This window comes from Amycolatopsis sp. NPDC114484, assembly GCF_055633755.1.
In genome coordinates, this window is sequence record NZ_JBVKDQ010000004.1 from 276,950 (window position 1) to 290,504 (window position 13,555).

12 protein-coding genes are annotated in these 13,555 nt (G+C 68.3%); all 12 read right to left on the reverse strand.

The features are described 5' to 3' along the window. Positions 1 to 331: 331 nt before the first annotated feature. A complete protein-coding gene (locus ACZ7SW_RS13675) occupies positions 332 to 1,201 on the reverse strand; it encodes a hypothetical protein (RefSeq protein WP_470230716.1) in 870 nt (289 codons plus the stop codon). Beyond that, positions 1,180 to 2,385 carry an MCE family protein gene (locus ACZ7SW_RS13680; RefSeq protein ID WP_470230717.1) on the reverse strand — a complete coding sequence of 402 codons (1,206 nt, stop codon included), beginning with the start codon at positions 2,383 to 2,385 and terminating at the stop codon, positions 1,180 to 1,182. The genes ACZ7SW_RS13675 and ACZ7SW_RS13680 overlap by 22 nt, the downstream gene beginning before the upstream one ends. Beyond that, positions 2,385 to 3,437, reverse strand: coding sequence for an MCE family protein (locus ACZ7SW_RS13685; RefSeq protein WP_470230718.1), 1,053 nt, complete (start codon positions 3,435 to 3,437; stop codon positions 2,385 to 2,387). The genes ACZ7SW_RS13680 and ACZ7SW_RS13685 overlap by 1 nt, the downstream gene beginning before the upstream one ends. Continuing rightward, complete coding sequence (locus ACZ7SW_RS13690) at positions 3,434 to 4,432, reverse strand: MCE family protein (protein WP_470230719.1); 999 nt, start codon at positions 4,430 to 4,432, stop codon at positions 3,434 to 3,436. Before ACZ7SW_RS13690 ends, ACZ7SW_RS13685 begins: the two co-directional genes overlap by 4 nt. Next, on the reverse strand, positions 4,429 to 5,412 hold the full coding sequence (locus ACZ7SW_RS13695) for an MCE family protein (protein ID WP_470230720.1): 984 nt from the start codon (positions 5,410 to 5,412) through the stop codon (positions 4,429 to 4,431). Before ACZ7SW_RS13695 ends, ACZ7SW_RS13690 begins: the two co-directional genes overlap by 4 nt. After that, positions 5,409 to 6,410, reverse strand: coding sequence for an MCE family protein (locus ACZ7SW_RS13700; RefSeq protein ID WP_470230721.1), 1,002 nt, complete (start codon positions 6,408 to 6,410; stop codon positions 5,409 to 5,411). The genes ACZ7SW_RS13695 and ACZ7SW_RS13700 overlap by 4 nt, the downstream gene beginning before the upstream one ends. Next, complete coding sequence (locus tag ACZ7SW_RS13705) at positions 6,407 to 7,648, reverse strand: MCE family protein (RefSeq protein ID WP_470230722.1); 1,242 nt, start codon at positions 7,646 to 7,648, stop codon at positions 6,407 to 6,409. The genes ACZ7SW_RS13700 and ACZ7SW_RS13705 overlap by 4 nt, the downstream gene beginning before the upstream one ends. Beyond that, positions 7,645 to 8,487 carry an MlaE family ABC transporter permease gene (locus tag ACZ7SW_RS13710; RefSeq protein WP_037712855.1) on the reverse strand — a complete coding sequence of 281 codons (843 nt, stop codon included), beginning with the start codon at positions 8,485 to 8,487 and terminating at the stop codon, positions 7,645 to 7,647. The genes ACZ7SW_RS13705 and ACZ7SW_RS13710 overlap by 4 nt, the downstream gene beginning before the upstream one ends. Then, on the reverse strand, positions 8,487 to 9,260 hold the full coding sequence (locus ACZ7SW_RS13715) for an MlaE family ABC transporter permease (RefSeq protein WP_009074192.1): 774 nt from the start codon (positions 9,258 to 9,260) through the stop codon (positions 8,487 to 8,489). The genes ACZ7SW_RS13710 and ACZ7SW_RS13715 overlap by 1 nt, the downstream gene beginning before the upstream one ends. Before the next feature lie 289 nt (positions 9,261 to 9,549). Next, positions 9,550 to 10,353 carry an alpha/beta fold hydrolase gene (locus ACZ7SW_RS13720; protein ID WP_470230723.1) on the reverse strand — a complete coding sequence of 268 codons (804 nt, stop codon included), beginning with the start codon at positions 10,351 to 10,353 and terminating at the stop codon, positions 9,550 to 9,552. After that, a complete protein-coding gene (locus ACZ7SW_RS13725; protein WP_470230724.1) occupies positions 10,353 to 11,348 on the reverse strand; it encodes an LLM class flavin-dependent oxidoreductase in 996 nt (331 codons plus the stop codon). Before ACZ7SW_RS13725 ends, ACZ7SW_RS13720 begins: the two co-directional genes overlap by 1 nt. 40 nt (positions 11,349 to 11,388) lie before the next feature. Further along, positions 11,389 to 13,512 (reverse strand): HelD family protein, encoded by a 2,124-nt coding sequence (locus ACZ7SW_RS13730; protein WP_470230725.1) that lies wholly within the window; start codon positions 13,510 to 13,512, stop codon positions 11,389 to 11,391. Positions 13,513 to 13,555: the final 43 nt, after the last annotated feature.

Here is a 13,555-nt window from a genome sequence, read left to right on the forward strand (position 1 = left end):
GCTGGGTTGGCTGGCTGGGTGATTCCGGCGGTGGACAGGTGCGGGGTTGTGTTGGCTGGTTGGGAGGCTGCGGCGGTGGGCGGGTGAGGGGCTGTGCTGGCTGGCTGAGTGGCTCCGGTGGTGGGCGCGTGCGGGGCAGTGTTGGCTGGTTTAGTGGCTGCGGCAGTGGGCAGATGCGGGGCTGTGCTGGCTGGTTGAGTGGCGTTGGGCGGGGGCGGGGCTGTGCTAGCTGGCGGAGTGGCAGCGGCAGCGGACGGGTGGGCGGATTCGGTTGCGTCCGCCGGGTCGTCGGCGGGGGCGGTGCGGGACTTCGACCAGCGCGGGGTGAGCTTCATGATCCGGCTACCCCCAACTGCTCCAGGGAGCTGAGTTTCCAGCCTGACGCCGTGCGGGCCAGGGTCGCGGCCAGGCGGGTCCGGCGGATGGGCTGGGCGGCACCGTCCTTGGTGACGGTGATTTCCACTGAGGCGAGGAGTTTCGCGGTGCCGGCTTCGGCGTCGAGGTCGGAGAGGCCGGCGTCGAGGACGTGGCCGGTGGTGGCGGAGCCGTCGGGTGGGATGTTGCTGGGCAGGGTTGCTTGGAGCGATCCGGTTGTCGCGGCTTGCCAATGGGCTAGGTCTTGGTCGCGGTGTTGGGGGTCGAAGGTGGTGACGGTGGCGATCAGGGTGCGGCCGGCGGTGGCGGCCTCGTCTCTGGCCTCGCCGGCGGTTGCGGTGGGGGCGGTTGCGGCGGCGTGCCAGGACCAGGCTGACCAGGCGGCGAAAGCGGTGGCTGCGGTCAGGGCGATTCCGGCGGCCCACGTCAGGGTGCGGCGGGGTTTGGCGGCAAGGGCTGTGGTGGAGGGATCGGCGGTGATTGAGGCTGGGTCGGTGGAGGGATCGGCAGCGGTCGAGGCGAGGCTAGCTGAGTCGCTGGTGGTTGAGGCGGGGCTGGTTGAGTCGCCGGTGGTTGAGGCCGGGCCGGTTGAGTCGCTGGCGGTTGAGGCCAGGCCTGTTGAGCCGTCGGTGGTTGAGGCCGAGTCAGCTGACTCGTCGGCGCGTGAGGCAGCGGTGTCAGTGGACTCAGCGGACTCACCAACGGCAGAACGCCCGGAACCGCCAGCACCGGAACGGGAATCGGCAGCCTCGCCAGCACGCGGCAAAGCGACACCACCGGAAGAAGCAGCCCCCGGCGACACCCTCAGTTTCCCCGGCGTAGCCACAGCATCTCCTCCAGATCAGTCGACGTCGGAAGCCCTCCGACCGCCCCCGGAAGGCCGCCGGGTTTGGCTGGTTCCGGGACTCCGCGATGCGGCGCGTTCTGCGATCCGCGCACCGAAGACGGGTCCCCGGTGGGCAGGGTGCAGGCCGCGGAGGTGTTGAACGGGAGCACCGGCAGTTCCGCGCTGCTGCGGTATTTCGTGCTCTCATACCCCTTCCGGCACGGCGGCGGGTCGAAGAACGTCAAGGCCAGCGACAGCTTCCCGCCGTCAGGGGTGATGGACGACGACGTCGCGGCCACGGTTTTCGGCAGGGTCACCAGCAACTGCTCCAGACCGTCGGTGCGGGCGCTGAAGACGTCGGCCGTCGTCAGCAGGTTTGCCATCAGGATCGGCAGGCCTGGGCTGGTGTCCCGCAGCAAACCGGTCACTTGGGAAGCGGCGGGCGGGGCGGTCGCGATCAGTTTCCGCAGGTCGCCGTCCGAGGAGGCCAGTTGGGAGGCGAACAGTCGGGCGTTTCGGCTGAAGTCTCGCCACTCCGTCGAGGAGGCGGCTTGGGTTTTCAGCACCGTCGAGCCGTCATCGATGAGTTTTACTGTCTCGGGCAGGTGGGCGGAGGCGGAGTTCGTGAAGGATCTCGCGGTGTCCATCAGCAGTTGCAGATCTGGACCGCTGCCTTGCAAAGCGTTGTCCAGTTCGTTCACCACCGTGCGCAGGTCCGCGGTCGGGACCGAAGCGGTCAAGGAGTCCACATCGGACAGGAAAGTTTGCACGGGGAGCGGCAGGCTGGTCGCGCTGCGCGGGATTACGCTGCCGTCCTCCAGATAGGGTCCGCGGTCGGTTGACGGTTGCAGGTCGACGTATTGCTCGCCGACGGCAGAGCGGTTCGCGACGATTGCGCGCGAGTTCGAAGGGATTCTCGGCGCCGAGGTGTCCAGCAGCAGATCCGCTTCCATGCCGTGGTCGGTCAGGCGCAGTGGGCCGATCCGGCCGACTGCCACGCCTCGGTAGGTGACCTCGCCGTTGGTGAAGATGCCGCCGCCTTCCGAAAGCTCCAGGCGGACGGTGTAGGTACCGGTGCCGAGAAGGCGCGCGATTCCGGCATATTTCGCGCCGACGAAAGAAGTCGCCGCCAACGCGACTATCACGAAGGCGAGGACCTGAAGCCGGATCCGTCTGGTGAGCATCAGTTGCCCCCGGACGAGAGCGGGAGGGTCGGGAGTCCTGGCGGGACGCCTTGGCCGGGCGGAGGCAGCGGGACACCGGGGCCGGGAACCATCGAGGCGTAGACGTTCACGTAGTCGCCCTTGATCGCGTCCAGCACGGGGTCGGTGAACGGGAACGAGGGCAGGATTTCCAGCGCCTTGGGCAGGTTTTGCCCGGCCTCGGCGAGACGGCGCAGGATGGGGGCGAGCGCGCGCAGGTCGGCGGCCAGGTCGTCGCGGCTCTTGTTCGTGACGTCGGTGGCCACTGTGGACAGTTGGTCCAGTGACTGCAGCATCGTCACCAGTTGCGGTCGCTGGTCGGTGAGGGTCTTCAACCCCGGGGTCAGGTCGGTGAGGGCGTCGGCGATCTGCGAGTTGCGGTCGGCCAGCGTCGCGGAGAGGTGGTTGAGACCGTCCAGCGCGGCGGTGATGTCGCGGCGGTGGGCGTCCAGGTTCGTCATGAGCTGGTTGACCCCGGCCAGGAAGCTGCGGATCTCTTCCTCGTTGCCGTCCATGGCCTTCGTCAGTTCGCGGTTGATCGTCTGCAGCTGGCCGATTCCGCCGCCGTTGAGCAGCAGGGACAGCGCGCCGAAGATCTCCTCGAACTCCGGGTTGCGGTTGGTTCGCGACACCGGGATGACGGCTTTGTCGCCCAGCTGCCCGGAAGGCGACTCGACCGGTGCGGCCAGTTCGACGAATTTCTCGCCCAGCAGCGACGATTGCCGCAACCGCGCGATGGCGTTCGCGGGCAGATGGATGTCGCCGTTCACCGCCAGGACGGTTTCGGCGGTCCAGCCGTCGGAGCCCAGCCGGATCGACTGGACGCGCCCGACCGGGACGTCGTCCACCTTCACCGCGGCCTGCGGGACCAGGTCGAGGACGTCGGCGAACTGGACGGTGATCTCGTACGGATGCGCGCCGAGGTCCGCGCCGCCGGGCAGCGGGAGGTCGTAGACGCCCCGGAAGCCGCCGGGTGCCGCGCAGCCGGCGAGCGTGCTCACCGCCAGCGCCAGGAAAAGCCGTCGCGCCTTCATCGGCCGCCTCCCGTCACAGCCACGTCCGTTGTCGGGATCGGCAGGTAATCCAGCAGGTCAGCGCGGCCCTGCAGCCGTCCGGTGGCCGGATCGACCGCGTTCAGCACGTTCTGGGCCGCCAGCGGGGCGACGTCCAGCGCTTCGGCCAGCGAAGCGCGTTGGTCGACCAGAATCTGTGTCGTCTTGGCCAGCTTGTCTACATTGGACTTGAGGGCGGCGCGGTTGTCCCGGATGAAGCCCTGGACGGAGGCGAGCGCGCTGCCCAGCGAGCGCAGCGCGTCGGACAGTTCGAAGCGGTTCGCGGCGAGGGTTCCGGACACCTTGGCCAGCTGCTGGTTCACGTCCGCGACCTGGTGGTCGTTCGTGGCGAGCATGGTGGTGAACTTCTGCAGCTCGTCGACCGTTCCGAACAGATCCGAGGAGTTGCCCGCCAGCGTGCGCGCGAGGCGGGCGAAGTCGCGGACGGAGGTGTTGAACGCCTTGCCGTTGCCGTCCAGGTTCGCCGCGCCGGTGCGCAAGAGATCCGACAACGCGCCTTGGGAGTTCGCGCCGTTCGGGCCGAGTGCTTTGCTCAGCGTGTCCAGGCTGGAGTACAGCTGGTCCAGCTCCACCGGCGTGCCCGTGCGGTCGGTGCCGATCACCGCGCCGTCGGCCAAGCGCGGACCACTCCGGGCGAGTTTGCCCAGCTGGACGTAGCGGTCCGCGACCACGCTCGGCGCGATGACCAGCGCGGTGGTGTCGGCGGCGACCGGGATGTGCGGATCTACCGATAAGTCGACACGGACCTGGCCGCCCTGCGGAAGAACCGCGGTGACTTCGCCGACCTTCACCCCGAGCACCCGGACGTCGGATCCACTGTAGACACCGACGGCCCGTGAAAAGTACGCCGTGACGCGGTATCGGCCGGAACCGGAGAACACCCACCACATCACGCCGCAGATCACCAAGGCCAGGACCAGCAGGAAGACGACGAAACGGTAGGTGCGCGCGGTCATTTCGCGCCTCCCTTCGGCGGGGTGCACGGATCGCGGTGCTCCGGGAGGAGGCCGCACAGGTAGCTGTCGAGCCAGCGGCCGTTGCCCGCGGTGTTGTTCAGCACGCGGAAGTACGGTCCGGCGAGCTTGAGGCTTTGCGTGAGGTTCGCGTCTTGGCGTTGCAGCAGATCGGTGACCTGGTCGAGCTGCTTTAACGCCGGAGCGAGCTGCGCGGTGTTGTCCGAAACCAAGCCGGACAGCTGCTTCGCGAGCTGCTGCGTTCCGACGAGCAGCTGATGGATCGCTTCGCGGCGGTGGTCCAGTTCGGTGAGCAGCAGATCGCCGTCCTTGACGAGTTTCTCGAAGTCGTCGTTCGAGTTGGCGAGGGTGGTGGTCAGTTTGCGCGCGTTGGCCAGCAGTTCGGCGATCTCGTTGTCGCGCGACGAGACCGTTTTCGACAGCGCGCTGAGCCCATCGAGTGCGGTGCGGACGTGCTGTGGCGAATTGCGGAAGGTGTCGCTGATCGTGGAGAAGCTGGTCGCGAGCTGTTTCGTGTCGATCGCGCCCGCGGTGTCCGCGAGGCCGTTGAACGCGTCGGTCACGTCGTACGGGGTCACCGTGCGGTCGCGCGGGATCGGCTGGTCCGGGTTCTGCTCCGCGCGGCCGGACGGGTCGAGGGCGAGGAACTTCCGGCCCAGCAACGTTTTGATCTTGATCTGCGCCGACGTCCGGTCGCCGATCCAGGCGTTCTTCACCCGGAAGCTGACCAGCACGTGGTCGTCGTCGAGGTCCACTTGGGACACTTCGCCGACCTTGATCCCGGCGATCCGCACCTCGTCGTCCGCCTGCAGCCCGGCTGCCTCGGTGAATTCGGCTTGGTAAGTGGTGCCGCCGAGGAACGGCAGGTTGTGGTAGTTCAGCGTGCCGGTGAGTATCGCGGCCAGCGCGACGCTGCCGACGACCCCCAGCACGAGCGGATTGCGCTCCCGGAACGACTTCACGCGCCGCACCTCGCCGCGGTCGCCGGCACGCCTCGCGGCGGTGTCGTTTCCAAGGTGGCGCTGCAGAGGTAGAAGTTCATCCACGAGCCGTACGACCCGAGCGTGCCGATGCCGTTCATCTTGCGCGGCAACGTGGTCAGAGCCTTGTCCACGTCGGCTTCCCCCTTGTTCAGGTTCCGGGTCAGCGCGTCGAGACCGGAGATGCTGTCCTTCAGCCCGGGCCGGATTTCGGTGAGCAGCCCGCTGGTCGACTGCGTCAGTTCGGCCAGCCCGGACACCGCGTCGCCGATCGCTGTGCGGTCCTCGGCGAGGCCGGACACGAGCTGCCGGAGGGTCGACACCAGCGTCGCCAGTGAATCTCCCTTGCCGTTCACGGTTTTCAGCACCGAGTTCAGGTTGCCGATCACCTCGCCGATCACCCGGTCACGGCTGGCGAGGGTGCTGGTGAGCGATCCGGTGTGCTGCAGCAGTTCGGCCACCGTGCCGCCTTCTCCTTGCAGCACCTGGACAATCTCGCCGGACAGGTCGTTGACGTCCTTGGGCGACAGCGCTTGGAAGAGCGGTTTGAAGCCGTTGAACAGATCGGTCAAATCGAGCGCCGGAGTCGTGCGGTCGAGCGGGATTTCGCCGCCCGGCGGCAGTACTCCGGTGTTGTCGCGGGGACGTTCCAGGGAGAGATAGCGCTGGCCGACCATGTTGCGGTACTTGATCACCGCGGTCACGTTGGCGGGCACCGTGCGGCCGTTCTCGAGCGAGAAGCTGACGTGCGCGCGGTTGTAGTCGACCACGCCGAGGTCTTCGATCTGCCCGACCTTCACGCCGGAAATCCGCACGTCATCGCCGACGTTCAACGCGGTGGCATCGACGAAAGTGGCTCCGTACCGCTGGCTCCCGCCGACCGAGCCGCCAGTGATCGACAACGCGAGAATAACCGTCGCGAGGACCGTGACCAGGATGAAGATCAAGCTTTTGACCAGGGGAGCGGCAAGGTTTCTCACTTCGCCGTCACCTCCGTTCCGCGGTAGAGCGGGCCGACGAGCACGCTGCCCCACGTCGGCACGTCAGCGGTGGGCAGGCCCAGCGACGGCGCGACCAGCGAAGCCAGGAACTGTTGCTCCTGCGGGGAATTCGCGATGCCGAGGTCGCCGGTGGACGGCATGGTCGCCGGCGTGCCGGTGGTCGGCACCACTCCGCTCGGGTAGCAGCGCGGGCCGGTTTTCTCGGTATACGCCGGATCGTCCTTGCCTGGCACGTATTTCCCGCGTGGCTTGGACACGGTGACCTCGACGTGTATTCCGGGTTCCTTCGACCCAGCGCCGAGGACCCGGTCCATCGACGGTTTCAAGTCGGTGAGCGCCTGTAGAGTGCAAGGGAAGCTGGGGGAGTACTTAGCACCGATTTCGAGCGGCGCGCGGCTGTCGGAGGACAACGCGATGATGTTGTTCCGGTTCTGCCGAAGGAACGTCGTGAGGTCCCGCGACGACGTCGTGACCTGCTGATACAGCGAGCCGAGGTCCGTGCGTTTCGCGTTGACCGTGCCGAGGGTGACCGACGAATCGGTGAGCGCGTCGAGCAGATCGGGTGCGATGTCGCCGTACATCTGGGTGACGGTGGCGAGGTCGCGCACGTTTCGGTCCAGCTGCGGCAGGTTCGGGTTGAACCGTCGCAGATAGTCCGAGGCGGTCGCCAGCGTCTGGCCCAATTGCGCGCCCCGGCCTTGCAGCGCAGTGGAAACCGCGGTCAGCGTGGTCGCGAGTTTCTGCGGCTGCACGGCTTTCAGCACCGGCAGCAGGTTGTCGAAGACGCGCTCCAGTTCGATCGCGTTCGCGGACCGGTCCTGCGAGATCACGTCTCCGGCCCGTAACGGCCGCTGCCGGTCAGTGTCCGGAATGGACAGTTGCACGTACCGTTCGCCGAAGAGGGTCTTGGGCACGAGCAACGCGGAAACGTTGACCGGCAGCCACTTCACCTGCTCCGGCTCCAGCGCCAGCGAGATCTCCGCGCCGCCGCGGACCGCGTGCACGCCCCGGACCTCGCCGACGACCACCCCGCGCGCCTTCACCTGCCCGCCCGCGCGCAGCTGGTTGCCGACGCGATCGGCCCGCAGCGTCACCGGGACCGTGGTGGTGAAGTCCTTGTTGTAGATCTTGACCGTGAGCAGCACGAACGCCGACAGCGCCGCCAGGAACAGCACCCCGGCGGTGCGGACTCGGGTCTTGTGCCAGCGCCGGTTCATCCGGCCACCTGGACCGTCGTCGTGGCGCCCCAGATAGCGAGGCTGAGGAAGAAGTCGAGGACGCTGATCGCGACGATCGCCGTCCGCACCGCCCGCCCGACCGCGACGCCGACGCCAGCCGGGCCGCCGCTCGCGCGGAAGCCGTAATAGCAATGCGCGAGCACCACGACGACGCTGAAGATCAGCACTTTCCCGAATGACCAGAGCACGTCGCCGGGTGGCAGGAACAGCAGGAAGTAATGGTCATATGTGCCCGCTGACTGGCCGAAGCCCCACACCGTGACCTGCCGCGACGCGAGATACGACGACAACAGCCCCACCGCGTACAGCGGAATCACCGCGATGAACCCGGCGATCACCCGCGTGGTCACCAGATACGGCACGCTCGGGATGCCCATCACCTCGAGCGCGTCGATCTCCTCCGAGATCCGCATCGCGCCCAGTTGCGCGGTGAACCCGCAGCCGACCGTCGCCGACAACGCCAGCCCGGCTACCAGCGGCGCGATCTCGCGCGTGTTGAAGTACGCCGAGATGAACCCGGCGAACGCCGAAGTGCCCACCTGGTTCAGTGCCGAATACCCTTGCAGCCCAACGACAGTCCCGGTCGCGACGGTCATCCCGACCATCACGCCGATCGTCCCGCCGATGACCGCCAGTGCGCCGCTGCCGAAGCTCACCTCGGCCAGCAGCCGGACGATCTCGCGCAGGTACCGGCGCACCGCGCGCGGCACCCAGCCGAGCGCGCGCAGGAAGAACAGGATCTGGTCGCCGAGAGTGTCGAGGAAGCCCAGCCTGCGGTCGATGGCTTCGAGCACGCGCGTCGGAGTCGGGGTGGCCATCAGCTTCCCTTCGGCGGCACGAGCTGGAGATATACCGTGGTGAGGATCAGGTTCAGCACGAACAGCAGCAGGAACGTGATCACGACGGACTGGTTCACCGCGTCGCCGACGCCCTTCGGCCCGCCGCGCGGGTTCAGCCCGCGATACGACGCCACGACTGCCGCGACGAACCCGAACAGAAGCGCCTTGATCTCGCTGATCCACAGGTCGGGAAGCTGTGCCAGCGCGGAGAAACTCGCCAGGTACGCGCCCGGCGTGCCGCCCTGCATGATCACGTTGAAGAAGTAGCCGCCGAGGACGCCGACCACGCTGACCATGCCGTTGAGGAACACCGCCACGCCCATCGCGGCCAGCACGCGCGGCACGATCAGCCGCTGGATCGGCGAAACCCCGAGCACCTCCATCGCGTCGATTTCCTCGCGGATCGTGCGCGAACCCAGGTCGGCGCACATCGCGCTGCCGCCCGCGCCCGCGATCAGCAGCGCGGTCACGATCGGGCTGGCCTGCTGGATGATCGCCAGCACGCTCGCCGCGCCGGTGAACGACTGCGCGCCGATCTGCGTGGTCAGCGACCCGATGTGCAGCGCGATCACCGCGCCGAACGGGATCGACACCAGCGCGGTCGGCAGGATCGACACGCTCGCGATGAACCAGAACTGCTGCACGAGTTCACGGAACTGGAACGGACGGCGGAACGTCAGCCGGACGACGTCGAGCCCCAGCGCGTAAAGCCGGCCGGTCTGGTGCAGTGCCGCGGCGCCGGGAAACGCCATCGCCCGACCTCCCAGCAATTTCCGGGCACGGCGGAATGCCCGCCGAACGTCCGTTCCGGTGCTGATCCGTTTGGCGGACCGGTCCGGAAGGAAAGCGCCGGCGGGGTTACCGTGCGGTTTCGTTACTGGTCAGTACGCTAACGAGGGCCTTGCCCGCAGACAAGAACTTGCCCCGTCCCGCGGGGTCACGGCGTCGTAACCGCCGAATTCTTGTGCGGTTGTGACAACTGCCGGGAATGCGGTTGTCAGTGCCGGAGAATAAATACCGGTGCGGCGGTTTCCGGATATTTCAGCGGGCGAGCCAGCGGTGCAGCGAAGCCGTCAACGCCTCGGGCGCGTCCAGTTGGATGAGGTGCCCGGCCGAACGGACCAATTCCAGTCCGGCGCCCGGGATCGTCCCGGCGAGCCGGTGCGCGCGGTCGACCGGGATCCAGGTGTCCTCGGTGCCCCACACGACGAGCGTGGGCACGCTGACGTCGCGATAGCGCGGCTCGATTTCGTCGGTGTACCGCTGATCGGCCTGCGCGATCTGCCGGTAAAAGGCCGCTTGTCCAGCCTCGCCGAGCCACGGCGTGACAAGCATGTCGTGCGCTTCGGCGGACAGCGGACGGTGAGCCGCTCCGGCGATGTACTCGCGCACCAGCGCTTCGTGCAGATTCGGCGGCAGCTGCGCGAACACCGCCGCGTTTTCCGCCACCAGACGGAAGAACTCCGAACCCCACGGTGCCAGCGCGACGACGTCCACCAGCGCCAGCGACCGGTAAACCGCGCCGTGCAACAGAAACGCGCGCAGGCTGACCGCGCCGCCGTAGTCGTGTGCGACCACGTCCGGCTCATCGAGGTCCCAATGGTCCAGCAGCGCGGCGAACGTCTCGCCCTGCGCGGCCAGCGAAACGTCCTGGCCCTCGGCCATCGTGGAACTGCCGTAGCCCGGCATGTCCCACAGGTACACGGTGAAGTCCGGCGCGAACGTCGAGGCGATCGGTTCCCACAGCTTCGACGACCACGGCGTGCCGTGGCAGAACACGAGCGGCGGCCCCGAACCCTGCCGGGACCACCGCACCTGCTGGCCGTGCCAGTCGAAGACCTCCATCAGCGCTTCAGGTCCGCGACGATCTCGTACGAACGCACGCGGTCCTCGTGGCCGTGCACCATCGTGGTGATCATCAGCTCGTTGGCGTCGGTGTCGGCCAGCAGCTGGTCCAGTCCCTTCCGGACGCTCTCCGGCCCGCCGACGATGCTCGACCCGAACCGCTCGGAGAGGAACGCGCGATCCATCTCGGTGTACGGGTACTCGGCGGCGTCCTCCGGCGTCGGCAGCGCGATCGGGCGGCCGCGGCGCAGGCTGAGGAAGGTCAGCCCGCTCGGACCGGCCAGGTACTCCGCGCGCTCGTCGGTCTCGGCGGCGATCACCTGCACGCCCAGCATCACGTACGGCTCGGAAAGCACCTCGGACGGCTGGAAGTTCTCGCGGTACAGCCGCACCGCCGGAATCGTGTTCTCGGCCGCGAAGTGGTGCGCGAAGGAGAACGGCAGCCCCAGCCGTCCGGCGAGCTGCGCGCTGAAGCCGGACGAGCCGAGCAGCCACACCGGCGGCTTGTTGCCCTCGGCGGTGACCGCGTTGACGCCGCGCGCCGCGTCCGGCTCGAAGTAGCTGATGAGCTCCATCAGGTGCTCGGGGAAGTTCTCCGCGGACAGCCCGCCCGGCCCGCGAAGCGCGAGCGCGGTGCGCTGGTCGGTACCCGGCGCGCGGCCGATGCCCAGGTCGATCCGGCCCGGGTGGAACGCCTCCAGCGTGCCGAACTGCTCGGCCACCACGAGCGGCGCGTGGTTCGGCAGCATGATCCCGCCGGAGCCGACGCGGATGCTCTCGGTGGCGTCCGCGACGTGCCCGATCAGCACCGCCGTGGCCGAGCTGGCGATGCCGGGCATGTTGTGGTGCTCGGCGAGCCAGTACCGGTGGTAGCCCAGCCGCTCGGCGTTGCGGGCGAGATCGAGCGTGTTGCGCAGCGCCTCGCCGACCCCCTTCCCTTCGGAAACGGGGGACAGGTCGAGCACGGACAGCGGCACGTCAGGCAGGGAAGTCACGTACAGCAGTAACGCGCGCGGCCGCGATTCCCTTCCCGCCTTACGCGTGCGGCAGCCAGTCCGGGTTCGAGGCGAGCACGATCAGCTGCTGCGTCGCGCGGGTGAGCGCGACGTAGAGCACGCGCCGCCCGGTCGAGGACTCGGTGACCAGGTCCATCGGCTCGACCAGCACGACCGCGTCGTATTCGAGGCCCTTCGAATCGAGACTGCCGACGACCTTGAGCCGCTCGTCGGTCTGCCCGGCGAGCCAGCCTTCGACCTCTTCGACGCGGTCCATGGCAGTGATCACACCGACCGTGCCCTCGACCGCGCCGAGCAGTTCCTTCGCCGCGGTCTGCGTCGCCGTCACCAGCGCGGCCTGGTCGACCGGCCGGACCTCCGGCTCGATTCCGGTGGTGCGCACGGCCTTGGGCAGCTCGTCGGCCTGCGCGTGGCCGGCCACGACCTTCGCCGCCAGGTCGAAGATCTCCGCCGAGTTCCGGTAGTTCGTGCGCAGCGTGAACCGCCGCCGCGTGGTCTTCACGCCGAACGCCTGGTCACGCGCCTGCGCCGCCTCGTCCGGATCCGGCCACGAACTCTGCACCGGGTCGCCCACGACGGTCCAGCTCGCGTACTTGCCGCGACGACCGACCATCCGCCACTGCATCGGCGAAAGATCCTGCGATTCGTCGACGACCACGTGCGAGTACTCGTCGTAATGCTCCGGACGGTGCGGCGCGCCCCCGGAACTGCCGCGCTCCGGGGCCACCTCGACCACGGTCTGCCGACGACGCCGCTTCGGCTCCGGCCCGACCAGCACGCGCAGCTCGTCCAGCAACGCTACGTCGGCCACCGACCAGCCGCGCGAACGGTCCGCGAAATCGGCCGCCAGCAAGCTGATCTCGTTGCGGTTCAGGATGCCCTTGGCCGCCGCGGCCAGCCGCTTCTCGGCACCGAGCCACTTGAGCACCTGCGCCGGGTACAGCACCGGCCACCACACCACGAGAAAACGGTGGAAGTCGATGCGCTCGCCGAGATCGGTGATCAGCTCCGCGCGGTCGATCTCCTTGCCGTCCGCCTTCGCGTACTCCTCGGCCTTGTCCGCGAGCGCGGCCAAAAGCAGCTCTGCCACGCGTACGCGCGACCGGTTCGGCGGCGCGCCCTGCGTGTGCGCCTTGCGCCGTACCTTCTCCAGCTCGCGCGCGGTGAGCTTCAGGACTTCGCCGCGGTACACGATCTTCAGCTCCGTCGCCGCTTCGGGCGGGGTGTCGCGCAACGCGCGCAGAAGCACCTTTCGCATCCGCAGCGAGCCCTTGATCGCGGCCAGGGCCGCTGTGTCCTGTCGCGTCGCTTCGAGACCGTCGAGCACTTCGCCGAGCGCGCGCAGTTCTACGTTCGTTTCGCCCATCGACGGCAACACGCGCGAGATGTACGTCGTGAAGACGCCCGACGGGCCGATCACCAGCACGCCCGCGCCGCCGAGCTGACGGCGGTGCCGGTACAGCAGGTACGCCGCGCGGTGCAGCGCGACAGCCGTCTTGCCGGTGCCCGGACCGCCGGTGATCTCGGTGACCCCGCGCCACGGCGCGCGGATGACGTCGTCCTGTTCCTTTTGGATCGTGGCGACGATGTCGCGCATCTTCTCGCCGCGCGAGCGGCCGAGCGCGGCCATCAGCGCGCCCTCGCCGACGATCTGCATGTCCTCGGGCACGGCGTCGGCGATCAGCACGTCGTCGTCCACGTCCAGCACCGTCTGCCCGGAGCAGCGGATCACCCGGCGGCGCACGACGTCCATCGGCTCTTCGGCGGTGGCCTGGTAGAACGCGGCGGCGGCGGGCGCGCGCCAGTCGGTGACCAGGTTGTCGAACTCGGTGTCGCGGATGCCGAGGCGGCCCACGTAGATGTGCTCGCGGTCGAGGTGGTCGAGCCTTCCGAAGACCAGGCCCTCGTACTCGGCGTCGAGCGTCTGCAGGGTCTGGTTCGCGTGGTAGACCATCATGTCGCGTTCGAACAGCATCGACGCCTGCTCGAAGATCGCTTCGCGCTGGGCGCCCTGGCCCAGCTCGTAGCCCTTGGCCCGCATCGCCTCGGCCTGGGTCCGCAGCTCGGCGAGCCGCGTGTAGACCCGGTCGACGTGTGCCTGCTCGACGGCGATCTCAGCCCGTCTCACCCGGGGTTCCGACACGCAACGCTCCCTTGAACACCATGACTTCGCCTCTGGAGGGCGA

Coding starts and splice junctions, on each gene's coding strand:
- ACZ7SW_RS13685 (WP_470230718.1), bottom strand. CDS start 3,437: ATGAAGGCGCGACGGCTTTTCCTGGCGCTGGCGGTGAGCACGCTCGCC.
- ACZ7SW_RS13720 (WP_470230723.1), bottom strand. CDS start 10,353: ATGGAGGTCTTCGACTGGCACGGCCAGCAGGTGCGGTGGTCCCGGCAG.
- ACZ7SW_RS13690 (WP_470230719.1), bottom strand. CDS start 4,432: ATGACCGCGCGCACCTACCGTTTCGTCGTCTTCCTGCTGGTCCTGGCC.
- ACZ7SW_RS13710 (WP_037712855.1), bottom strand. CDS start 8,487: ATGGCCACCCCGACTCCGACGCGCGTGCTCGAAGCCATCGACCGCAGG.
- ACZ7SW_RS13680 (WP_470230717.1), bottom strand. CDS start 2,385: ATGCTCACCAGACGGATCCGGCTTCAGGTCCTCGCCTTCGTGATAGTC.
- ACZ7SW_RS13705 (WP_470230722.1), bottom strand. CDS start 7,648: ATGAACCGGCGCTGGCACAAGACCCGAGTCCGCACCGCCGGGGTGCTG.
- ACZ7SW_RS13715 (WP_009074192.1), bottom strand. CDS start 9,260: ATGGCGTTTCCCGGCGCCGCGGCACTGCACCAGACCGGCCGGCTTTAC.